The organism is Chryseobacterium piperi (assembly GCF_002285635.2).
GTDB lineage: Bacteria > Bacteroidota > Bacteroidia > Flavobacteriales > Weeksellaceae > Chryseobacterium > Chryseobacterium piperi.
Genome location: NZ_CP023049.2, coordinates 2747620 through 2771093, shown reverse-complemented (window position 1 = coordinate 2771093; position 23474 = coordinate 2747620). Strand labels below are relative to the sequence as shown.

At 35.9% G+C, this 23474-nt stretch carries 26 protein-coding genes; 19 read left to right on the top strand and 7 right to left on the bottom strand.

The window, feature by feature from the left end; genetic code table 11:
* Window positions 1-55: 55 nt before the first annotated feature.
* The 5 genes from CJF12_RS12135 to CJF12_RS12115 all read left to right on the top strand — a co-directional run bounded on the left by CJF12_RS12135 (window position 56) and on the right by CJF12_RS12115 (window position 7143).
* The gene (locus CJF12_RS12135) at window positions 56-2251 is read left to right on the top strand and encodes a TonB-dependent siderophore receptor (RefSeq protein ID WP_034684801.1); all 2196 of its coding nucleotides are present in this window, start codon (window positions 56-58) and stop codon (window positions 2249-2251) included.
* Window positions 2252-2634: 383 nt separating this feature from the next.
* The gene (locus CJF12_RS12130) at window positions 2635-4641 is read left to right on the top strand and encodes a TonB-dependent receptor domain-containing protein (RefSeq protein WP_034684803.1); all 2007 of its coding nucleotides are present in this window, start codon (window positions 2635-2637) and stop codon (window positions 4639-4641) included.
* A 27-nt stretch (window positions 4642-4668) separates the two neighbouring features.
* Window positions 4669-5289 carry a hypothetical protein gene (locus tag CJF12_RS12125; protein WP_034684805.1) on the top strand — a complete coding sequence of 207 codons (621 nt, stop codon included), beginning with the start codon at window positions 4669-4671 and terminating at the stop codon, window positions 5287-5289.
* Between the two features lie 80 nt (window positions 5290-5369).
* A complete protein-coding gene (locus CJF12_RS12120) occupies window positions 5370-6566 on the top strand; it encodes a PepSY-associated TM helix domain-containing protein (protein ID WP_034684806.1) in 1197 nt (398 codons plus the stop codon).
* Window positions 6567-6642: 76 nt separating this feature from the next.
* Complete coding sequence (locus tag CJF12_RS12115; protein WP_034684807.1) at window positions 6643-7143, top strand: low affinity iron permease family protein; 501 nt, start codon at window positions 6643-6645, stop codon at window positions 7141-7143.
* A gap of 28 nt (window positions 7144-7171) precedes the next feature.
* Here CJF12_RS12115 and CJF12_RS12110 read toward each other — a convergent pair whose 3' ends face one another.
* From CJF12_RS12110 to CJF12_RS12080, 7 genes are all read right to left on the bottom strand, one after another.
* A complete protein-coding gene (locus tag CJF12_RS12110; RefSeq protein WP_034684810.1) occupies window positions 7172-9901 on the bottom strand; it encodes a hypothetical protein in 2730 nt (909 codons plus the stop codon).
* Window positions 9902-9935: 34 nt separating this feature from the next.
* Window positions 9936-10940: a hypothetical protein gene (locus CJF12_RS12105; RefSeq protein WP_051887282.1), complete on the bottom strand. Its 1005-nt coding sequence runs from the start codon at window positions 10938-10940 to the stop codon at window positions 9936-9938.
* Complete coding sequence (locus tag CJF12_RS12100) at window positions 10937-11350, bottom strand: hypothetical protein (protein WP_034684811.1); 414 nt, start codon at window positions 11348-11350, stop codon at window positions 10937-10939. Before CJF12_RS12100 ends, CJF12_RS12105 begins: the two co-directional genes overlap by 4 nt.
* Window positions 11351-11496: 146 nt before the next feature.
* Window positions 11497-12300 (bottom strand): hypothetical protein, encoded by an 804-nt coding sequence (locus tag CJF12_RS12095; RefSeq protein ID WP_034684813.1) that lies wholly within the window; start codon window positions 12298-12300, stop codon window positions 11497-11499.
* A 6-nt stretch (window positions 12301-12306) separates the two neighbouring features.
* Window positions 12307-13038, bottom strand: coding sequence for an MIP/aquaporin family protein (locus tag CJF12_RS12090; protein ID WP_034684815.1), 732 nt, complete (start codon window positions 13036-13038; stop codon window positions 12307-12309).
* Window positions 13039-13062: 24 nt separating this feature from the next.
* Complete coding sequence (gene glpK / locus CJF12_RS12085) at window positions 13063-14559, bottom strand: glycerol kinase GlpK (RefSeq protein ID WP_034684818.1); 1497 nt, start codon at window positions 14557-14559, stop codon at window positions 13063-13065.
* Between the two features lie 16 nt (window positions 14560-14575).
* Window positions 14576-16171 carry a glycerol-3-phosphate dehydrogenase/oxidase gene (locus CJF12_RS12080; protein ID WP_034684820.1) on the bottom strand — a complete coding sequence of 532 codons (1596 nt, stop codon included), beginning with the start codon at window positions 16169-16171 and terminating at the stop codon, window positions 14576-14578.
* A 114-nt stretch (window positions 16172-16285) separates the two neighbouring features.
* Between CJF12_RS12080 and CJF12_RS12075 the strand changes: the two genes are divergently transcribed.
* The 14 genes from CJF12_RS12075 to rplE all read left to right on the top strand — a co-directional run bounded on the left by CJF12_RS12075 (window position 16286) and on the right by rplE (window position 23471).
* Window positions 16286-17050: a DeoR/GlpR family DNA-binding transcription regulator gene (locus CJF12_RS12075; RefSeq protein WP_034684911.1), complete on the top strand. Its 765-nt coding sequence runs from the start codon at window positions 16286-16288 to the stop codon at window positions 17048-17050.
* Window positions 17051-17406: 356 nt separating this feature from the next.
* Window positions 17407-18033: a 50S ribosomal protein L3 gene (rplC, locus tag CJF12_RS12070; protein WP_034684822.1), complete on the top strand. Its 627-nt coding sequence runs from the start codon at window positions 17407-17409 to the stop codon at window positions 18031-18033.
* The gene (gene rplD / locus CJF12_RS12065) at window positions 18024-18653 is read left to right on the top strand and encodes a 50S ribosomal protein L4 (protein ID WP_034684824.1); all 630 of its coding nucleotides are present in this window, start codon (window positions 18024-18026) and stop codon (window positions 18651-18653) included. The genes rplC and rplD overlap by 10 nt, the downstream gene beginning before the upstream one ends.
* Before the next feature lie 3 nt (window positions 18654-18656).
* Window positions 18657-18947 carry a 50S ribosomal protein L23 gene (gene rplW, locus CJF12_RS12060; protein WP_034684826.1) on the top strand — a complete coding sequence of 97 codons (291 nt, stop codon included), beginning with the start codon at window positions 18657-18659 and terminating at the stop codon, window positions 18945-18947.
* A 22-nt stretch (window positions 18948-18969) separates the two neighbouring features.
* Window positions 18970-19791, top strand: a complete 822-nt coding sequence (gene rplB / locus CJF12_RS12055) for a 50S ribosomal protein L2 (RefSeq protein ID WP_034684827.1) — start codon at window positions 18970-18972, stop codon at window positions 19789-19791.
* Window positions 19792-19793: 2 nt separating this feature from the next.
* Window positions 19794-20072, top strand: a complete 279-nt coding sequence (gene rpsS, locus CJF12_RS12050; protein ID WP_027387215.1) for a 30S ribosomal protein S19 — start codon at window positions 19794-19796, stop codon at window positions 20070-20072.
* A 2-nt stretch (window positions 20073-20074) separates the two neighbouring features.
* Entirely contained in the window at window positions 20075-20473 is a 399-nt protein-coding gene (gene rplV, locus CJF12_RS12045) for a 50S ribosomal protein L22 (protein WP_034684828.1), read from the top strand.
* 7 nt (window positions 20474-20480) lie between these two features.
* A complete protein-coding gene (gene rpsC / locus CJF12_RS12040) occupies window positions 20481-21215 on the top strand; it encodes a 30S ribosomal protein S3 (RefSeq protein ID WP_034684829.1) in 735 nt (244 codons plus the stop codon).
* A 78-nt stretch (window positions 21216-21293) separates the two neighbouring features.
* Window positions 21294-21719: a 50S ribosomal protein L16 gene (gene rplP / locus CJF12_RS12035; RefSeq protein WP_034684830.1), complete on the top strand. Its 426-nt coding sequence runs from the start codon at window positions 21294-21296 to the stop codon at window positions 21717-21719.
* Between the two features lie 12 nt (window positions 21720-21731).
* Window positions 21732-21920 carry a 50S ribosomal protein L29 gene (gene rpmC / locus CJF12_RS12030; RefSeq protein WP_034684831.1) on the top strand — a complete coding sequence of 63 codons (189 nt, stop codon included), beginning with the start codon at window positions 21732-21734 and terminating at the stop codon, window positions 21918-21920.
* An 11-nt stretch (window positions 21921-21931) separates the two neighbouring features.
* Window positions 21932-22189, top strand: a complete 258-nt coding sequence (gene rpsQ / locus CJF12_RS12025) for a 30S ribosomal protein S17 (protein ID WP_053073319.1) — start codon at window positions 21932-21934, stop codon at window positions 22187-22189.
* Complete coding sequence (gene rplN / locus CJF12_RS12020; RefSeq protein WP_034684837.1) at window positions 22189-22557, top strand: 50S ribosomal protein L14; 369 nt, start codon at window positions 22189-22191, stop codon at window positions 22555-22557. Before rpsQ ends, rplN begins: the two co-directional genes overlap by 1 nt.
* Before the next feature lie 22 nt (window positions 22558-22579).
* Window positions 22580-22906, top strand: coding sequence for a 50S ribosomal protein L24 (gene rplX / locus CJF12_RS12015; RefSeq protein WP_034684840.1), 327 nt, complete (start codon window positions 22580-22582; stop codon window positions 22904-22906).
* A gap of 13 nt (window positions 22907-22919) precedes the next feature.
* On the top strand, window positions 22920-23471 hold the full coding sequence (gene rplE / locus CJF12_RS12010; RefSeq protein ID WP_034684842.1) for a 50S ribosomal protein L5: 552 nt from the start codon (window positions 22920-22922) through the stop codon (window positions 23469-23471).
* Window positions 23472-23474: the final 3 nt, after the last annotated feature.

The window sequence follows — 23474 nt, the reverse complement described above, 5'->3', positions numbered from 1 at the left end:
ATTATTTGTTATTTAGAATTAATAAAAATAATATTTTTATCAAAACTTATATTTGATGAAAAAAATTGTATCCTTTTCACTGCTTGCATTGGGCGGGGCTTTAGCAAACGCGCAGCGAGTGAATGATTCGATTAAAAAAGAAAGTAAAATTGAAGAGATAGAATTGTTTGGTGAAAGAAAACAACAACCTAAAGGTTTAGAAGCGATCACAAGATTGCCGCTTAAAACGAGGGATCAGATCCAGAGTATTTCTGTAATCTCTTATAAAGTAATAGAAGAGTTAGGGGGATTGACGGTTACTGATGTTGCCAAAAATATTCCTGGGGTTACTCAGTTCGGAAGTTATGGAGGGATAAGAGAAAGTATGTCAATACGTGGATATAGAGGAGTCCCAGTTCTAAAGAATGGTGTTCAGGTGGATTCTGATTTCCGTACAGGTTCCATGTTGACCGATATGCAAGGAGTGGAAAGTATTCAGGTAATTAAAGGTTCGGCTGCTGTGACACAGGGGATCGGAGACGGACTGGGAGCAGCAGGAGGAGTGATTAATGTAGTAACTAAGGTTCCAAAATTCATTGATCAGACTAATGTAGGATTTAGATATGGAAGTTGGGATTTTTATAGACCAACAATAGACTTCCAAAGGGTTTTAGATGCTCAAGGAAAAGTAGCGGTAAGATTGAATGCAGCTTATCAGGACAACAATAGTTTCAGAAGATTTGTTCATACAGATCGTATTTATGTAAATCCGTCTATTGCGATTCGTCCTGATGATAAAACTGAGATTGTGATGGAGATGGATTATATGCTTAACAATACAACGCCGGATAGGGGAACTGTAAACTTGGCAAAAGGTGATACTGAGGCTATATACAGAATGCCAGGCAGAAAATTTCTTGGTTTTTCTACTGATAATGCAAGGATTGAGACATTTAACTTTTCTACCACAGCAACAAGAAAGTTAACTGATAAATTAAAATTACGAGCTGCTTTCATGAGCTCTTCTTATCAGTCAGAAATTATAGGTGCTGCTCTGGCGCCAATAGATATAAAGAATCCAAATGAATTCCGTAAAAGAACATTGGCTAGATCTGATAGGGAGGATTTAAACAAAGTACTTCAGTTTGATTTTATTGGCGCGGATGTAATGACCGGGTTTATGAAACATACCTTTCAGGTTGGATTTGATTGGAGAGAGTCTAATGTTACAACAACTGCTTATAGAGCTAAAACGGTTGATGATATTAATGTTTTGAATGAAATTAATAATATCCTTCCGTCTACGATTGATAGGAAAAACTTTGAGTTATTAAATAATAGACAGCCAGTAGTTGCTGTTACCCCAACAATGGGTTTAATGGCTCAGGATGTTATTACTTTTAATAAATATATCAAAGCTCACTTAGGGATACGATACAGCAGATTAATAGGGTCGGATAAGGAGGCTACTTATGCTTGGAATCCATCCTTGGGAATTATGATTTCACCGATTGAGAACATGAATGTTTTTGGTTCTTACACCAGTACTACTTCTTTAAGACTTGCTAATAATCCGTTATTCGATGGTGGGACAGTAGGTCCTTCTACTACTAAGCAATGGGAAGCCGGGATCAAATCGGATTGGCTGAATGAAAAATTAAGATTCAATGTTACGTTATTCAATATTAACACGGATAATTTATCATATGAAATATTAGCTGGAGGAACCGGGGCAGGGGCAGGAACCAGAACTGGAAAATATGCTATAGCAGGAGAGCTAAAAAGAAAAGGAGTAGAAGTGGAATTGATAGGAAAAATACTTCCAAACCTTCAAGTTATGACAGGATGGGCTTATGTGGATGCGCAATATAGGAACAGTCCTTCATTTGTTAGCGGGTCAGCTCCGCTTAATACCCCTAAGAATACGGCTAATGCTTGGCTAAATTACAGATTTGATACAGATGCTTTAAGTGGATTGGATGTTGGTGCAGGAATCTATTATGTAGGGACAAGACCTGTTGATGACTATAAATATGCTGCTGCTGCAAATGCTTATGTTAACGGCACTCAGCTTGGCGAAAAACCGTTTAATATGCCTGACTATACAACAGTAGATGCACAAGTAGGTTATACTTTCAAAAGAGGACTTGGACTGAGAGTATTTTTCAATAATATTTTTGATGCGGTAGGCTATAATTCATATTTCAGAGGAGGTTATATAGATCAGATTCAACCTAGGAATTTTTCGGTTCAGGTTAATTATAAATTTTAATGTAGTAAATGACAAGAAATATTTAATATCCTCTACAAAACGGGTTTTACTAGAAATGAATCTCAAAGACGAACATCTCTATTCAGGAATAAAATTTTCATAATGCCATGCTATAATGAATATATTTATTCAGTTTGAATCAATATAAAATGATTGATGATCTCTCTTTGAGAAAAAAATACAGATTGGAATTTTAAAATAAGTAACTAACTAGTTGCTTATTTTTTATTTATTAGTTCAAAGGATTTATGATTATAATTTTCTTTATTAATCCGGAAGGGATGAAAGAATTTTATAATTGGTAATTCTTGGCAATGAGATATATCACATTCTATTATTTATTTAGAATTATTAAAAATAATAGTTTTGCAAAAAAATTATTGATGAATAGAATCGTATCTTTTTCTTTACTCGTTTTAGGAACGACTTTAATAAATGCTCAAAAAATTAAAGATACTTTAAAGAGTAATGATATTGACGAGGTGGTGATAACAGGATCGGGATATGCTCAGAAAATCAGAGATACCCCAGCAACAATCTCAGTTATTACTCAGGCGGACCTTAAAAAGAGAGCTTATAGAGATATTACCGACGCATTGCAAGATGTTCCGGGAGTTTTTATTACAGGAGGAGGAAGTACTAGTGATTTTTCAATAAGAGGAGCTGAATCAGGCCAGACATTAGTCTTAATTGACGGAAAAAGAATTAATACAAGAGAAACAAGACCAAACTCTGATGGCCCCGGAATTGAACAGGGGTGGATGCCGCCATTAGAAACGATCGAGAGAATTGAAGTGGTTAAAGGTCCTATGTCTTCTTTATATGGTTCAGATGCTATGGGAGGAGTGATCAATATTATTACTAAAAAACTCACAAGTAATTGGAGAGGGTCCGTAGGTACCAGCTTAATACAACAAGTTCACAAAGAATCAGGGAATACCTACCAAATTGATGGCTATACTGCAGGGGCACTGGTAAAAGATATGCTTCAGATGAAGATTACCGGAAGTTACTCTGATAGAAATGAAGATAAATTCGTAGGTGGATTTACAGAAAGAGTTATTAAAGCTTTTGGTACGGAGATTAGCCTTACTCCTGGTAAAAAAGATATATTCAAATTAAATTATGATTATAACCGTCAGGAGAGAAATCAGAATCCAGGATATTCATTAGCTGCCAATGCTAAGAGTTCACGAAATAATTATGAAAGAAATGTACTGTCATTAAGCCATAGAGGAGACTATTCTAATTTTCATACCAATTCTTATTTACAATACGATAATACCAATAACCCTAACAGGGATATGAGGTATGAGACTTTTGTGGCCTATAGTCTTAACAATTTCAATATAAAACAACATGTGATCAGTTTTGGAGCGGAATATAGATATGAAAGGCTGAATGATTTGGGAAATAAACTGAAATCAGAAAATGATGTGGTAAGCGAGTTAACCCGTTGGAACTGGTCAGCCTTTGCTGAGGGGAACTGGAGATTAATTGAAAGACTTCACTTAGTTACAGGAGCGCGTTTAGATAATGATCAGAATTACGGAGCTAATTTTACACCAAGAGGATATCTGGTGTGGAATGTTACCAATAATTTTACCCTAAAAGGAGGAGCTTCATGGGGATATAAAGCACCTGGATTGAGAGCTGTAAATCCTTTTTGGGGACAAGTAACGGGTGGAGGATCTCAAGATGGAGTTATTATCGGTAATAAAGATCTTCAACCAGAGAAAAGTTTTAACCAGGAAGTTACTGTGATGTTTGAAGATGATAAAAAAATAATCAACGTAAGCGTTACTGGTTTTAATACTGATTTTAGAAACAAATTGGTAGAAATCAGAAAATGTAATAATAGTGAAGAATGTGCACCATTTGAAAGTTTATATAACCACGTCTATGACTTCATTTCAACAAGGGAAAACTTGGGTAAGGCAAACAGTATAGGTATGGAAGCGAACCTTGGAATAAATGTTTCTAAAGATATCGTATTGAGAACAAACTATACTTATACCGATACAAAAATCACCTCCAATGAAATTCCTCAACTCTACAAAAAACCTTATGCCAGAATCCCTAAACACATGGTTAACGCCAACCTTTCATGGAAAGCAACCGATCGTTTTGAATTTTGGTCCAGAGGAAATTATAGAAGCGAGAGTCAGCCAGGAGTTTCCAGAGGAAGAGCGCAAGAATATCCGATACCAGCATACTTTTTATGGGATTTAGGAACGGTGTACAAGCTGAATAAGAATGTCCGTTTCACATTTGGAGTATATAATCTACTAGATAAGAATATAAGAAATGATAATACTGACCCTTCCACAAATTTCGGTTTCAGAATTGATGGGATCAGATATCAGTTTGGAGCCAATTATTTCTTCTAAAATTTAAAAACTTTAATACAAATAAAAATGAATCACAATTATTTAAAAACTGTTGTAGTAGCGTTGGCCACTTTGTTGGTGATGTCATGTTCAGGAGATAAGAAAAAGGGAGTTGATTATAATCAATTTAAAAAAGAGGTGACATTGACCCCGGACCAGGAGAAAAACTTTGATGAAATCACGGCTAAATATCAAAAACTACAGGAACAGAATTTCCAGGCAGCAAAAGCGCAGGGAGGAAATATGGATCGAGTGGGCTTAGGAATCAAAAATGAAGAATTGAGAAACCAGCAGTCTATTGATATGGCAAAAATTTTAGATGCCGGACAAATGGAAAAGTTTAAAACTTTTGTGAACGAAAACTCAAGAAAGAGACCAAGATATGATAATGCTTTACTTGAAAAGATTAAAGTGGAAGCAGGTTTATCTGAAGAAGAGTTTAAGGTGGTTAATGCTGCAAATGATGCGTTTGAAAAAACATTTAGTGATGCTCATGATGTGTATCATGGGAATAATGATCTTGCTAAAGAGTACTGGGAGAAGTTTGATACTCAAAGAAAATCTGCTATTCAAAATGCATTAAGTCCGGAGCATTATGCGAAGTTTGAAGAAATTGTAAAAGACGTTCAGTTTAAAGGGCGAAAATAATAAAATACACATTCATATTAATTTTAGCTAGAAAACATTAAGGCAGCACTACTGTCTTAATGTTTTTGTTATTTCATACCATGACCCCATTAATAAAAAGCCTGTATAGAAAAAGAAGAAAGAAGGAGTCCATTCTTAAATATCTGATGTGGCTCATCCATATGTGGCTCGGACTTTTATCCTGTATCATTGTTTTTGTTATGTGCTTAACAGGATGTTTATATGCTTTCAAAAATCAGGTCATCGATTTTTCAAATAGAGATAAAGTATATATCCACTCAAATGGAAAGTCTCCCATAAAGCCTGATCAGATCAAAGCAGAGTTACTGAGAAATAATAAAGAGCTTACTTCTTTATTGATCCCGGATCATCAAGGCCGGAGTTATGTAATTTCTTATAAAGAAAATCAGCTTGATAAAAGCGGTTATTATGATCAGTATACCGGAAAGATATTGGGGGAGGCTGATGTTGGAGCGAATCGATTTTTTGATATGGTTCTTGATATCCATAGAAATCTAATGATGGGAAATGTTGGAAGACAAATTGTAGGCGCCTCAGTTTTGATGTTTTGTATTTTATTGATTTCCGGATTGATCCTTTGGCTGCCTAAGAAACTCAAATTTTTAAAACAGGGATTAACGGTAAAACTGAATGCGAAATTTCAGCGACTGAATTATGATCTCCATAATACCCTTGGGTTTTACACTTTTTTAATACTTTTCTTCATTTCGATAACCGGTCTTTATGTGACTTATCCCTGGGTGAAAAATGCACTGATTATTTCGTTAGGCGGTTCATCAATAGAAGCTGTTGCCAATGAAAAAGAAGATGGTAATGATGCTTTTGGAAGCCTTCTTGAGGATATGCTGGAGAAGCAGAATGAAAAAAAGAATTTGAGGAATTCACAAGTAGCATCTATCGATCGGATTTTAGTATCGTCTGATAAGTATCTTCCATACCATGCAACAACCCGTATTGAAATGCCCAATAAAGATAATCCCAGATATGTTGTTATTAAAACCAATACTCATAATTTATTGGGAATGATGCTTCCCGATGAAATAAGTTTCGATAAGACAGGGGTGTTCAAAACCAAAGAATTATTTTCGGAAAAGCCACTTAATAAACAGTTTACTGCTTTAGTGAAACCACTTCATACCGGAGAAATAATGGGACTACCAAGTATTATTCTGTATTTTGTGGTATGTCTCATCGGATGCTCTCTACCCATTACCGGATTTTTAATTTGGTGGCATCGAGTGAAAAAAATAAAGTAATATTGGTATTTGTTGTTTTATTTATCTGGATAACTATTTATTTTAATAAATTTATTCATTAAAAATACGATTAACAATGAGTCATAAGAAAAATAATCTTTTCGAAAAATTTTCGGATTGGGCAACAAAATTCACAGGAAGTTCGTATGCTTTTATTGGAGCCACTGCAATTGTTGTCATTTGGGCACTGTCGGGTCCCGTTTTTCATTATTCAGAAACATGGCAGCTTGTGATTAATACGGGAACTACTATTATCACTTTTTTAATGGTTTTCCTTATCCAAAAAGCTCAAAATAAGGACTCAAAAGCAATCCAAATTAAGCTTAATGAACTGATTGCAGCACATGAAAAAGCAAGTAACCGGATTGTAGATATAGAAGATCTATCCGAAAAAGAATTAGATCAATTGCATATTTATTATGAGAAACTGGCTGACTTTGCACAAGATGATGTTGATATTCATACCTCTCATTCTATTGATGCTGCTAAAAGAAATCAGGATTATAAGCATGAGTTCTTCAAAAGAAAACATGAAGAGTGGCTAGGGAAGCAACAACAAAAAAAGGAATCATTATGATTCCTTTTTTATTATTTAAGCATGATAATTACTTCATAAAGTAACTGAAATAAGAACAGCTTCCCATTAAGCTTTTAGTCGTTTCAGTATCCGCGTACTGTGTTTTCAGCAAAGCAAAATAAGTACGGAATTTTTGGTTTTTAGTTTCGTCCAGTTGCTTTTGATAAGCATCACTTTTCTCTGAATATTTAGGATCAGAATAGCTGATATGAGAAGGATGCTTAGCTTCATACTGATAATATTTTCCTTGTTCAGCACTTGCCATCTGGAATAGTATTCTGGCTTTCTCCTCTTTTTGGGTTGAAAGGTCTAATGCTTTCTTGTAATAATTAATGGCGAGGTCAAAATTATCCGGCTCCATATAAGAGCGATCGAGGAAATTTTTATAATAATATTGATAAGGGGTCTTTTTATCCGTATTCCAGAAATCATATTTTCCACCATTGCTATTATCGACATCCATTACAAATAACTGTCTGTAATATCCGAGAATAGAAGTATTATACAATGCATTTCCAATAAGTTGGTTGGCCTTTGCCGCTTTCTCGTCTTTCCCGTTGCCTGCTTTCTTGAGCTGAATAAGAGCGTCTGCTAATTCCAGTTTATTCATATTGGGTTTAATGAATGGGAATTGGGAATAATCTTCATTTTTCATACTGGTCGCAGGATCGCTTTGATAGCTCTCCCAAACGTTATGTCCGAAAACATAGCTTGGAATATTTCTGAAGCCATTATATTCATTTGCCTTATATTGATGAGGGACCTTAGGTTGTTGTTCGGAAACCCAGTCATAATTAATTCTTGGAATTCCAACAAAATCCTGTGCTTTTTGGTAGTATGATCTGGCTTTTTCGAAGTCCGCTAATCTCATCGCACGATCACCATAAATAAGGCTGAAGAAAGCTTCAATATTCCCCACATCATCCATGTTTTTGGCGATGATTTGCTGCTCAAACTGATTCTTGTTGGGTTTTCTATAAAAATCTTCAACACTTTTGACCAAGCTAGAGTTAGGGTTGTATTGAAGATCGGAAAGCTTATTGCTCATCAAGAACGATTTTCCATCCTCACCCTGTAAGAAGTAACGGTTAGCCAAAACATCTTTAAGGAATGATGCTGTAGAAGGAACAGGTCCATAATAGTTATCATAATCACTGGCGATACTGTCTTTTTTTACTTCTTTTTCAATAAAATACTCAGGGTAATCCTTCATTAAATGACCTTCATATTCAGAAGTAATTTTGGGCTGGGATACAATATCATTAAGGACTTTCATTCTCTTTATTTCCTCAAGATACTCCGGATTGGTTGTTTTAATATCCTCTAAAATTTTAGTACTTGTCTTATAGTCTTTTTTCAAAAATTTTAGATAAGCATCTGCAATTTGCCAGTATTCATCTTTAGATTTTTCTTTTGTCTTTTCAGTGAATTTTTCCAGATCATCGATGAAGTTTTTTTGCTTTTCATCTCCATACCAATAGTAACTATGGTTTTTTGAGAAGAAAGGAAGCCTGTTTGGGTTGTCAAGCAGTTCATCATCACTTTGGTCTGCCTTATCTCCATTTGCTGTTTTATCTGATTTTGATCCGCCGAAAAGATTTTTAAAAAACCTTACAATCTTTTGCCAGAATGATAACTCCTTTTCTTTTACTGCTGGTGTCTCTGTTTTGATTTTATCCGATGAAGATGCTTTAGAGTCTGCAGTTTGAGCGGTTGCTGTATTATCAATATCATCTGAATTATAATAATAGGTTGGGAGATAATTTCTTTCTAACTCATTAATACTCCTTACGGCCATTACTTTCAGTATTTCAGAATCAGGATTGATGTCATACATCTTTTCCATGATGGGAATAGGATTCGTGAAATCCTCATACCCTAAAAGAAAATAGGCCATATTCTTTTCATCACTTGTACCGGCTCTTTTAAGGATATTATTGAAAGAAGCGGTATCTGAAAGTTTCATAGATACAAAAGCTGACTCTTTTCGACTGCTGCTGTTCATAAATACCTGGAAAAAGTTCCAGTTGGCATCGCTATTCATATGAAGTCCCCGTTGTGCTCCTGCCAACTGGTCCAAAGCCATAAAGTATGGAACACTTTTCATTCTGACAGGCTCTACGTAAGTTTTAAATGTCTGAAGAGCAGCGTCATAATTTCTTGTATAATGATTGAAGCGTACCAGCTGATAGCCATAACGTTGTTTGATTTCAGGATTTTTAGCTGCATGGTATAAAGACGTTAAAGCAGCAATGGTTTTATTATAATCTAGCTTCATTGCATTTTTATCTCCCTCCGCTCTTTCATAAAAATAAGAATCCGGATTAGCGACAAAATTGATTCGCATATAGGGTTCAAGATATTTAGCTTCTATGAGGTAGTCAATTCCTTCATGGTATTTTTGATAAAAGCCGGGGCCTAATTTTTTTAATAGCTGGTTGTTGGGGGTCCCCTTTTTCAGTTCATTAAGATCGTTCATGCTTACCTTATTCACCAGGTATTCTGTCTCGGCATAGTTAAGCTGATTATTGAAGTATTTTTTCCAGGCTCCGATATTTTCATCCGGAACCTGCGATGGTTTAAAGTCAGTATAAAATCTTGTCGAATAGCTGTGAAGAAAAGGAAGGTAAGCTTTATCTTTTATGATACTTTGAGTAAATAGATTAAAGTATTCATAATCGGGATCAGACCATGCGCATGCATCATACTTCGTGTAAAAAAGAGAAGCAACGGCAAGAGAAAGGATATACTTTTTCATAGAGGGGGTGTGATATTGATATTGTCCTGTGATTTTAAAAATCACCTTGGAATTTAGAAATGAGTTTAAAGTCTTGATTACTAACAAATTTACTGTCTAATTGATAATAAATAATACTGTACTGAGGTATTTTTTTATCTAAAAAAGTGATGACATCTTTAAGTTGATCATCTGAAATTTCTTCAACCTTTATTTTGAAGCCTTTGCTTAGGTAGCTTCCAAAATAGAAACCGTCTTTTAAAACTTCAGCTTCGTTTTCCGAAAGTTTTTTAAAATTTTCATTTTCCAGATCTTTTCTTGATAAAGCATTAATGAGCTTATGTTTTCCCAGATGGTTGGTAATAATTCCCCAGGAATAAATAGGTAATGCTACTTCGATTTTCTTGATAGGGTAGTCTTCTAGTTTCGAAAGATAGCTTTTCAGAATATTGACATCTAAAATTGAATTCTTGTCAGATGTTTCCAATGGAGATGAAGTAGAGTAGCACATCAAATATACTCTTTGTACAGGTGGGATCCCTGTTTGGGCTTTGTCTTTTACCTGATGGAGTCGTAGTGTACAGCTTATTTCTTTTCCGGAGATTTTTTTTAATTCTTTTAAAAATTTAAAATAATCATCCCTTGTTCCTGCGGTCCAATCGCAGTCAATCTGAATTTCGGTATTGGCCTTTAATTGAAATTCTGTGATTTTCTTTTGGATCAGATGGCTAATGCTCTCAGCCAGAAATGTAATTTCATCTTTTGAAATACCTACTAAGGCCTGATTGGTAATAAAGACAACAGGGATAATAGCTTTGCCCGCCTGAAAGTTTTTGTCTTTAGTAGTTACAGCAACAGGCTGAAATTTTCCATTGATCTTATCAACATCAAAAAACCGGGTATATAAATAAGGAGCTGTCGCCTGGCTCAAAGCTTTTTTCTCTTCCCAATTTAAAGAAAGCTTCGTCTTCCAATAATAAAACGTATAGGGATGAACCTCTTTTTTGTGACACGAAGAAACAATAAGAAGGAGGAATAATATGTTAAGATACTTTATCATAGGTACAGTGTGCTATCACAATTACAACTTTCTTTATCCGATTCCAAAACGGAACAACAGTCTTCTGATTTTTGAATAGTGCCGTTCTCGTCGGTAAGATAAATATTTTCCTTATCGAACTTTACAAGAAAAGTCTCATTAAATTTCTTGAATTGTACTTTCATTGCTTTGGAATTATATTTTCCGGCATTCATTTCTTCGGTAGTTTCTTCACCATTTGCCTGATTAACCTGAACATAGCCAAAGTGCACATCCCCGTTTTTTTTGATGTCAAGATAGTAGGCTGGCGTACCGGTGCCGCTATATCCCTCAATAATAGTAAAGCTTCTTTTACCTGTAAAAGGAGCTTTAACTTGAGCGAAAAAGAGAATGCTGATGCATAAAATAAACAAGCAGAGCGCTTTTTTCATATTTTTTTTCTCAAAATTAAAATTATTGATACAAAAATTAAACCGTAAAAACCCGGTAATTATATTTTTTTTTAAGTTTTTTTGTCTTTTAAGTAAAAAACCATTCCTGCTTGGAATGGTCTTTTGTTAAATATAAAAATTGAATGTTAAAATACAGTTGCAGCGAGCTGGATTCTCGCAAATTTATTAGAAGGATTCCACATCGCCATCATAGAAACGGGGAGCGTATAATGTTCCGTAATTTTAAGGGCTTTACTGGCTCTTATGCCAACATTGACAATGTCAAAGCTGTTTTTCCCATTTCCATATAAGAAACTACTGGAATTAAGTGCAAATCCTCCGCCGACAAAAGCATCCAGATTTACTTTTTTGTGGGCAATTACAGGGTAACTTACCTGTACATAGGTAGAATACCTGTTTTTCTTATAGCTTCCATCAGGCTCCAATATTACTTCTCCTGCATTAGCACCTCCATAAAGCATAATGTCTGCTTCAATATTTAAAGGAAAAGCCGGTCCGAAAGTATAATTGGTACGCAGATCAATAATATGGGCTGTTCTTCTGTTTGAGTAATTGAAAATATCATCAGAAGCAACAGCGGTATTGATATTGCGGGCATTGAAAAGATCCCATAATGCAATATAAAGACGTCCGTCGGAATATTGAACATAATAATTGATCTCTTTGTAGTGGGTGCCATCCTTGTCATCGGCTAAGGCGGAAGCTCCCCAAATTCCCACTTTCCATTTCTTTTCTTTATCTAAAGCATAAGATAGATTTCCCATTACTACAGGCTTATCTGTAATAATTAATCCTCTCCATAGGTGGTTGTTTTGAATATTTGCTGTGAAGTCTAGACGACTGTCATCTTTGATTTCTGTGCTTTCCTGAGCGAAAAGCTTTCCCAGTCCAAAAACCAGGATACAGATTCCTGTTACAATATTCTTCATTTGTAATTAATTTAAGGCTACAAATAAAACAGCGGCTATTAGAGCCCCAAGGATCGGCCCGATAACGGGAATCCAGGCATACCCCCAATCACTGCTCCCTTTTATAGGAAGAAGTGCATGCATGATCCGTGGACCTAAATCTCTGGCGGGATTGATTGCGTATCCGGTGGTACCTCCTAAAGACAGACCGATAACCCAAACCAATAGTGTTACGGGTAATGCACCTACAGTACCTAATCCTATTTTGGCAGTAGGATCATTGTTTAAAGAAATACTCGCGCCAGCAAAATAAAATATAACAAATACAAGAACAAAAGTTCCGATGATTTCACTGATAAGATTTGAAAAAGTATTTCTAATCGCTGGTGTTGTACTAAAGCATGCTAATTTTGCTCCCTCATCTTCCGTAATGGCAAAATGATCTTTATTAAACAGCCATACTAAAAAGGCTCCTAACAAGGCTCCTATCATTTGTGCGGCAATATAAGAAGGAACAATGTCCCAGGAAAATTTTCCTGCGGCAGCTAATCCGATAGTTACTGCGGGGTTTAAATGGGCTCCGCTTACCGGGCCGGCAACAGTAACACCTACAAAAACGGCCAATGCCCAGGCTGTCGTAATAACAATCCATCCGGAATTATTACCTTTTGTGCCTTTTAAAACAACATTGGCTACCACACCATTACCTAATAATATAAGAAGCATGGTACCAATTACTTCTGCTATAAATGGAGTCATAAGTTTATTTTTTTATGTTGGAGATTAATCTTCTATCCAGTGCTGAGCACGTGTCACAGCTTTGTTCCAGAAATGGACCATTTTATCAACTTTTTCTCTATCCACTTTCGGATGGAATTCTTTGTCTATAATCCATTGTGACTGGATTTCGTCAATATTTTTCCAGTATCCGACAGCAAGCCCTGCAAGATAGGCAGCACCAAGTGCTGTTGTCTCAAGTGTTTTAGGTCTTGTTATTTTAAAGCCGAATAAATCAGATTGGATTTGCATTAATAGATCACTTGTAGAAGCTCCGCCATCTACTCTTAATTCAAGACTGTCTGTTCCGGAATCGGCCTCCATAGCTTTTACAATATCATATACCTGGAATGCAATTCCTTCTAATGTTGCTCTGGCAATATGTCCGTTGGTCGTTCCGCGGGTAACACCTACAATAGTACCTCTTGCATATTGATCCCAATATGGAGCTCCCAGACCAGTAAGGGCAGGGACGAAATAAACTCCTCCATTATCCTCTACGGTCTCAGCCAGGCTATTCACTTCTTCGGCTGAATTAATTAATTTAAGTCCGTCTCTTAGCCATTGAATTGCAGCACCTCCAACAAAAACACTTCCTTCCAGAGCGTAGTTCACTTCGCCATTTATTTTCCAGGCTACAGTAGTTAAAAGGTTGTTTTTAGAATGAACGGCTTCTGTTCCAGTATTCATTAGTAAGAAACATCCTGTTCCATATGTGTTTTTTACCATTCCCGGAGATGTACACATTTGTCCGAAAAGAGCAGCTTGCTGGTCTCCTGCTATACCGGCGATAGGAATCTTGGTAGAAAATAGTGTAGTAGCTGTTTCTCCATAAACCTCACTGCTTTGTTTAACCTGAGGAAGAATAGACTCCGGAATATTGAATAATTTCAAAAGGTCCTGATCCCATTCCAATGTCTGGATGTTGAGAAGCATGGTTCTGCTGGCGTTAGAAACATCTGTTATGAACATTTTTCCGCGCGTAAGTTTCCATACAAGCCAGGTGTCTACTGTTCCGAAACATAGTTTTCCAGCTTCTGCTTTTTCTCTGGCTCCTTCCACATTATCCAGGATCCATTTCAGTTTGGTAGCTGAGAAGTAGGCATCTAAAACAAGGCCTGTTTTCTCTTTAATCATGTCCGTATAGCCTTGCTCTTTCAGAGAATCGCAATATTTGGAGGTTCTTCTGTCCTGCCATACAATAGCGTTGTAAATAGGTTCACCAGTTTCTTTATCCCATACGATGGTTGTTTCACGTTGATTGGTGATACCGATCGCTGCAACTTCTAATCCGGATATACCTGCCTTTGCAATAACTTCTGCAGCAACTGAAATTTGGGAAGACCATATCTCATTAGGGTTGTGTTCTACCCAGCCTGGGGTCGGGTATATTTGTTCAAAATTCTTTTGAGATATGTATTTAATTTCTCCGCTGTGATTGAATAGGATAGCTCTTGAGGAAGTAGTCCCCTGATCCAGAGCTAAAATTAATTTTTCACTCATGATGTGGATTTTATAATTAAGGGTTGATTGTTTTAGGTGAGTAAGGGGCAAGTAAATACCCTTTTGCTAATTCAATAAATTCTTTTTCGTGTTGATTCGCCCATTCTTCATTAAATCCTTTTTCTTCTGCAATAATAGATGCTATTTTATGTGCGCTGTCTATTGCAGCTCTCGCATCTAAAAATAATAAACGCACTCTTCTGGCCAGAACATCCTCTATGGTTTCTGCCATTTCATTTCTTACAGCCCATATCACTTCTGCTACCGTAAATGCGTGATCAGGATGAATCCTTTTCGCATATTCAGGGTTGCTTTCCTGCAAAGCTTTTATGGCTGGAATATCAGATCCGTAAACGTATAGATGATTACTTCTGTCTACCTGGTCAGGCTTTACATTTCCATGGATAGAAAGATGCTCTGTTTTAGAAGGGGTGTTCCCTAATCTGTGTACTTTCATGGCTTCATCCACAGTGTCCTCTGCCATTTTACGGTAGGTAGTCCATTTTCCTCCAATGATAGAAATTAATCCAGTCTCGGAAGCGATCACCTTATGGCTTCGGGAAACCTCTTTTGTGCTTTTGCTGCCATCTTTAGGAGCTGCAAGAGGACGGAGTCCTGCGAATACTGATTTTACATCTTCGCGGGTTGGTTTCTTAGCTAAATATTGTCTGGCTGTATTTAAAACAAAATTGATCTCTTCTTCTAAAGCACGAGGTTCAAAACTTTCATCCTTCAAGAGTGTATCCGTTGTTCCTACTAAAGCTCTGTCGTGCCAAGGCACAACAAACAGAACCCTGCCATCTGAAGTTTTAGGAATCATAATAGCGTCATCACTCTTAAGGAAAGATTTATCCAATACCAGATGAATCCCTTGACTTGGAACAACCAGTTTACCATGTTTTGGATTATTCATATTAAGAATATCATTGGTAAATACACCGGTTGCATTGATCACGACTTTTGCATTGATTTCGTACTGTTTCTTAGTCAGTTGATCTTCAGCTACAACACCGATCACGGTATCGGACTCGTTCTTAAGTAGGTTAACTACCTTAATATAGTTGATTGCACATCCTCCTTTTTCAATAATGGTTTGTGCTAAATTGATCGCCAAACGGGAATCATCAAACTGTCCATCCTGGTAAACAACTCCACTTACCAGATGATTTTGTTCTATAGTTGGAAGCTTGGCAACAGTTTTAGATTTACTGATATATTGTGTTTTACCTAAACTTAGTTTACCGGCAAGAAAATCATAAACAGATAATCCTATTTTATAATAGATACCTCCCCACCATGTATAATTAGGGATAATGAATGATTGATTTTTTACAATATGAGCTGCATTCTTAGCAAGTAATCCTCTTTCTTTTAAAGCCTCTTTTACTAATCCTACATCTCCCTGCGCAAGATATCGCACTCCACCATGTACAAGTTTTGTACTTCTGCTGGATGTTGCTTTTGCAAAGTCATGAGATTCTAAAAGCAATGTTTTGAATCCTCTGGTCGTTGCATCTAGAGCAGAACCTAAGCCACTGGCACCACCTCCTATAATAATAAAGTCCCATTCACGGGTGCTGGCTAATTTATTTAATTCTTCAATCCGTTTCATAATGTTTCGTTATGTTTCGAATTCAAAGCTAATAATTAAAAATGAAACTAAAAAGAAAATAAGTGAAATTTTAATGTCATGAAAAAAAATAATAACTTTGGGGAAAGAAATAGAATGGAAAAGTTAATACCAAGGCATAATGAGATACTGCATGAGCTGGATAAAAAGGGCTATGTTCTGGTACAGGAATTGTGTGAAAGGCTTAATGTTTCTTCGGTTACGATCCGAAAGGATCTGAATTATTTAGAAGGTTTAGGTTTGCTTTTTCGGAATCACGGCGGTGCCAGCAAGCATGTGAGATATGCCTATGAAAAAAACGTAGATGAAAAAGAGAACATCAATGTAGAGGCGAAGCAAAGCATTGCTAAAGCTGCTTTGAAGCTTATTCAGGAAAATGACTGCATTATTCTGGCCTCCGGAACAACTATGCACTATCTTGCCCGTATGCTGGTGAATTTTGGACATTTAACCGTCCTTACCTCCTCATTGAGAGTGGCACTGGAGCTGTGTAATAATCCTAATATAAATATTATACAACTGGGTGGAGAAGTAAGAAAAAGTTCAACTTCAATAGTGGGATCTATATCTGAAACGATTCTTAGTCAATTTTCATGCAATAAATTATTTCTGGGAGTAGATGGAATCGATATGGAGTTTGGGATTAGTACTTCCAATGCTGCGGAAGCTCATTTAAACCAGTTGATGATTGAATGCTCTGATAAGGTAATGATATTGGCTGACTCTTCAAAGCTAAATAAAAAGGGCTTTGGGAAAATTGCGTCTCTAGAAAAAATAGATTATCTGATCACAGATGAAAGTATTTTGGATGAAGATAAACAAAAGCTGGAAGAAGCTGGAGTGAATGTTATTACAAAATAATCTGATTCATTTTCAGGAACAAAGCTCAACGACAGATGGATTTGTTGTGGGTTAATGCGGGCTGGAGCCTTATGCAAAGGAGAAAATGAAGTAGGGATACAATCTAAATCAATCTCTTTTAATTCTTCAAACAGGATTGATCATTTAAAAAAAATAAAAGCTTTTCAATCTTTGATTCGCTTTAACTTTCTAGAAATCAAAATATTTTGTCTAAAATATTTGTCAGTTATAAAAATATTCATAAATTTGCACACTCATTTTAGGGGCGTAGTATGCCTATATCAGAAGTAGAAATTACTTTAGACCTCCTAAAAATGGGAAATAAATAAAGGATAAATTTTATTATAACATAAACAATGTCAGGTATTATTGGTAAAAAAATCGGTATGACGTCTTTGTTTAACGAAGAAGGAAAAAACATTCCTTGTACAGTTATTCAAGCCGGTCCGTGCTCGGTTTTACAGGTCAGAACCGTAGAAAAGGACGGCTACAAGTCAGTTCAGTTAGGTTTCGATGACAAGAGTGAGAAGAACGTTGGTAAAGCGTTAGCTGGCCATTTTAAAAAGGCTGGTTCTGCTCCTAAAGCTAAATTAGTAGAATTCTACAGAGAATTCGTTGATGAAGTAAAAGTAGGAGAAGAAGTAAAAGTTGATTTATTCGCTGAAGGTGAATATGTTGACGTAACAGGAACTTCAAAAGGTAAAGGTTTCCAAGGTGTTGTTAAAAGACACGGATTTGGAGGTGTAATGCAAGCTACTCATGGTCAGCACAACAGACTTAGAGCTCCAGGTTCTATCGGTGCTGGATCGGATCCTTCGAGAGTATTCAAAGGAATGAGAATGGCGGGTAGAATGGGAGGTAAGCAGGTAACTGTTCAAAACCTTCAAGTATTAAAAGTGGATCAAGAACAAAATCTTTTAGTAGTAAAAGGTGCTGTTCCGGGAGCTAAAAATTCTTATGTAATTATCAGAAAATGGAACTAGTAGTATTAAATACATCAGGAAAGGAGACCGGAAAAAAAGTAACTCTAGACGAATCAGTATTCGGAATTGAGCCAAATAAGCACGCGGTTTACTTAGAAGTTAAACAGTACCTTGCTGCACAAAGACAAGGGACTCATAAAGCAAAAGAAAGAAGCGAAATTACTGCTTCTACTAAAAAGCTTAAGAAGCAAAAAGGATCAGGATCTGCTAGATATGGTGATATTAAATCTCCTACATTTAGAGGTGGAGGTAGAGTATTCGGACCAAAACCAAGAGATTACAGATTCAAATTGAACAAAGCTCTTAAGAGATTAGCTAAGAAATCTGTTCTTTCTCAGAAAATGAGAGATAACAGCATTAGAATTGTGGAAGGATTGAGCATTTCTGCTCCTAAAACTAAAGATTTCATCACGATCTTGAATGCACTAGCATTGAATGACAAGAAGTCTTTATTCATTCTTCCTGACACTAATAAGAATGTGTATTTATCTTCAAGAAACTTACCTAAAACTAAAGTGATGAAGTTCAATGAAATTAGTTCATATGACTTAATCAACGCAGGTGAGATCGTATTCTTAGAAGGTGCAGTTGAAAAATTCCAGGAAAATTTAAAGAAATAGATCATGTCAGTTATTATTAAACCAGTTATTTCAGAAAAAGCAAACTATCTTACAGATTTAAGAGGTGCTTATTCTTTCTTGGTAGATACTAAGGCGAATAAAATCCAGATTAAGAAAGCTGTAGAGGCGACTTATGGTGTAAAAGTAGCAGACGTTAGAACCATGATTTATGCGCCTAAAGTTTCTTCGAAATACACTAAAAAAGGTCTTCAAGTAGGAAAGACAAACAAATTGAAAAAGGCGATTATTACTCTTGCTGAAGGAGAAGTAATCGATATTTTCGCTGTAAATTAATTATTAATTATAAATAATAGTAATGTCTGTTAGAAAATTAAAACCTATCACCCCGGGACAGAGATTCAGAATTGTAAACAATTTTGAGGAAATTACTACCAACAAACCAGAGAAGTCTCTAACAGTTGGTATTAAAAAGTCAGGTGGACGTAACCAAACAGGTAAAATGACCATGCGTTACACCGGAGGTGGACACAAAAAGAAATACAGAATTATTGACTTCAAAAGAAACAAAGCAAACGTTGAAGCAACTGTAAAATCTGTAGAATACGATCCAAACAGAACTGCATTTATCGCTTTATTAGAGTACGCAGATGGAGAGAAGAGATACATCATCGCTCCAAACGGTATCAAAGTTGATCAAAAAGTGGTTTCAGGAGAAAGCGTAGAACCTAATGTAGGTAACGCAATGAAATTGAAAAATATTCCATTGGGTACTGTAATTTCTTGTGTTGAAATGAAGCCTGGTCAAGGTGCAATTTTAGCAAGAAGTGCTGGTTCTTCAGCTCAATTAACTTCAAGAGATGGAAAATATGCAATCATCAAATTGCCTTCAGGAGAATCTAGAATGATCCTTACTGAATGTTATGCAATGATTGGATCTGTTTCTAACTCTGATCACCAATTAACTGTATCAGGTAAGGCTGGTAGAAGCAGATGGTTAGGTAGAAGACCAAGAACAAGAGCGGTTGTAATGAACCCAGTAGATCACCCAATGGGTGGTGGGGAAGGACGTTCTTCTGGAGGTCACCCAAGATCTAGAAATGGTATGCCGGCTAAAGGATACAAAACTAGAAAGAAAAACAAAGTGTCTAACCGTTACATCGTATCTAAAAGAAAATAATTATGGCAAGATCACTTAAAAAAGGACCGTTCATCGCATATACTTTAGATAAGAAGGTTCAGGCAAACATAGAGTCTGGTAAGAAGACAGTTATTAAAACTTGGTCTAGAGCATCGATGATCTCTCCGGACTTTGTAGGACAAACTATTGCAGTACACAACGGGAAATCTTTTATCCCTGTATATGTTACTGAAAACATGGTTGGTCACAAGTTAGGCGAATTTTCTCCAACAAGATCTTTTAGAGGTCATGGTGGTAACAAAAACAAAGGAAGCAGATAATCATGGGATCAAGAAAACAAGATAGTTCAATCGCAAGAAAAGAAGCTAACAAAGACGTAGTAAAAGCTTCATTAAATGACTGCCCATCATCTCCAAGAAAAATGAGATTAGTTGCTGATATCATTAGAGGAGAGCAGGTAGATAAAGCTCTTTATATCTTAAAATATTCTAAAAAAGAAGCATCTAACAAGTTAGAGAAATTACTTCTTTCTGCTATGGCAAACTGGCAGACTAAAAACGAAGGTGCAGATATTGAAGAAGCAAACCTTATCGTTAAAGAAATATTCGTGGATAGCGCAAGACAATTGAAGAGACTAAGACCAGCTCCACAAGGTAGAGGTCATAGAATCAGAAAAAGATCTAACCACGTTACATTAATCTTAGGTAATAAAGAAAATTAATCAAGGTATGGGACAGAAGACAAATCCAATTGGTAACAGATTAGGTATCATCAGAGGATGGGATTCTAACTGGTTTGGTGGAAACGATTATGGAGACAGAATCGCTGAAGACTACAAAATCAGAAGATACCTTGAAGCTAGATTATCTAAAGGTGGTATTTCAAAAATTTATATTGAAAGAACACTAAAATTAGTAACAGTTACAATTACTACTGCTAGACCGGGACTTATCATCGGTAAAGGAGGTCAGGAAGTTGATAAATTAAAAGAAGAGTTGAAGAAATTGACTAAAAAGGATATTCAAATCAACATCTTTGAAATCAAAAGACCTGAACTTGATGCAGTATTAGTAGCTGATAGCATTGCTAAGCAAATTGAAAACAGAATTTCTTACAGAAGAGCTGTTAAAATGGCGATCGCAAGCACAATGAGAATGGGTGCAGAAGGTATCAAAGTTCAAATCTCTGGTAGATTGAACGGTGCTGAAATGGCAAGAAGCGAATCTTTCAAAGACGGAAGAATTCCATTGTCTACTTTCAGAGCTGATATCGACTATCATATTGGTGAAGCATTGACTCAATATGGTAAACTTGGAGTAAAAGTTTGGATCATGAAAGGTGAAGTTTACGGTAAAAGAGAACTTTCTCCACTAGTGGGACAACAGAAAAAAGGACCTTCAGGAGGTGGAAATAGAGGAGACAGAGATAACAGAAGACCTTCAAGAGATAAAAAAAATAATTAATAAAATTTTAGAGGATAGTTTTTAAATGACCGTTACTTTTTTAAAATCTAAATTCTAAAATCTAAAATTTAAGAAATTATGTTACAACCAAAAAGAACCAAATTTCGTAAAGTTCATAAGATGAAGATGAAGGGGATTGCTCAGAGAGGTAATCAACTTGCTTACGGAACTTTCGGAATCAAAGCTACGGAAGGAGCTTGGATCACTGCAAGACAAATTGAAGCTGCTCGTATCGCTGCGACAAGATATATGAAGAGAGAAGGTCAACTATGGATCAAAATATTCCCGGATAAGCCGATTACTAAAAAACCAGCCGAAGTAAGGATGGGTAAAGGTAAAGGTGCTGTGGAATATTGGGTAGCTGTAGTAAAACCAGGTAAAATTTTATTCGAAATCGGAGGAGTATCTTACGAAATCGCTAAAGAAGCATTAAGACTTGCTGCACAAAAATTACCGGTAGTTACCAATTTTGTAGTTGCTAATGATTTTGTTAAACCTCTATAATCTTTGAATACAATGAAAAAAGCTGAAATTAAAAATCTAAGCGCAGAAGATATTCAAGCTAAATTGGCTGAAGCTAAAGCTGAGTTCACTAAAATGAAATTGGCTCACAGAATTAGCCCGCTTGAAAATCCAATTCAAATCAGAGATTTGAGAAAGACAATTGCAAGACTGAATACTGAGTTAACCACTAAACAACAATAAGATTTTCATACATTATGGAAAGAAACTTAAGAAAAGAAAGAATCGGAATAGTTTCCAGCAATAAAATGGAAAAGACCATTGTTGTAAGTGAGACTACTAGAGTGAAACACCCGATGTACGGTAAATTCGTATTAAAAACGAAAAAATATACTGCACACGACGAGAACAACGAATGCACAGAAGGAGATACAGTTCTTATCCAAGAAACTAGACCTTTAAGCAAGAGTAAAAGATGGAGATTAGTAAGAATCATTGAAAAAGCTAAGTAATGTTACAAACAGAATCAAGATTAAAAGTTGCTGATAACACAGGTGCTAAAGAAGTATTGGTTATCAGAGTTCTGGGAGGAACCAGAAGAAGATATGCTTCAGTTGGTGATAAAATCGTAGTTACTATTAAAGATTCTACACCATCAGGAAACGCAAAAAAAGGTCAGGTATCTAAAGCAGTTGTAGTAAGAACTAAAAAAGCAGTAAGAAGAAAAGATGGTTCATACATCAAATTCGAAGACAATGCTTGTGTTTTACTTAACGCTGGAGGAGAAATGAGAGGAACGCGTGTTTTCGGACCAGTTGCTCGTGAGTTGAGAGACAAAGAATATATGAAAATCATTTCATTAGCTCCTGAAGTACTTTAATTTTTAAAATTTTTATAAGAAAATGTCAAAGTTAAAAATAAAAAGAGGAGATAACGTAATCATTACTACTGGTAAGAAAGATATCAAAGGTAAAACTGGTGAAGTTATTGAAGTGATCAAAAAAGAAGGAAAAGACCCTAGAGTAATCGTTGCAGGACTTAACATCGTTAAAAAACACGTTAAGCCTTCAGCTTCAAATCCTCAAGGAGGAATTACTGAAAAGGAAGCTTCTATTCATATCTCAAACATAGCTTTAGTTGGTAAAGACGGTAAAGCTGCAAAAGTAGGTTACAAAACTGAAGGAGATAAGAAAGTAAGAATCGACAAAAAAACGGGTGAAACTTTATAATTTTAAATAACACATGGAATATATAGCAAGACCCAAGAAAGCATATAAAGAAACAATTGTTCCTGCAATGATGGAAGAATTTGGGTACAAATCTGTAATGCAGGTGCCTAAATTAGAAAAAATCATCTTATCTCAAGGATTAGGTGATGCTACTGCAGACAAAAAAATCATTGATTATGCTGTAGAAGAACTTACAAACATTACTGGTCAAAAGGCTGTAGGTACAATCTCTAAGAAAGATGAAGCTGCCTTCAAACTAAGAAAAGGTATGCCTGTAGGTGCTAAAGTAACTCTAAGAGCTGCTAAAATGTACGAATTCTTAGATAGACTTACTTCTTCTGCTTTACCACGTATTAGAGATTTCTCTGGTATCAAAGCTGATGGTTTCGATGGTAGAGGTAATTATAACTTAGGTATTACTGAGCAAATTATCTTCCCTGAAATCGTAATTGACAAAGTGAAGAAAATTCAAGGAATGGACATTACTTTCGTTACAACTGCAAAAACAGATAAAGAAGCGAAAGCATTATTAACTCACTTCGGTTTACCATTTAAAAAGAACTAAGAA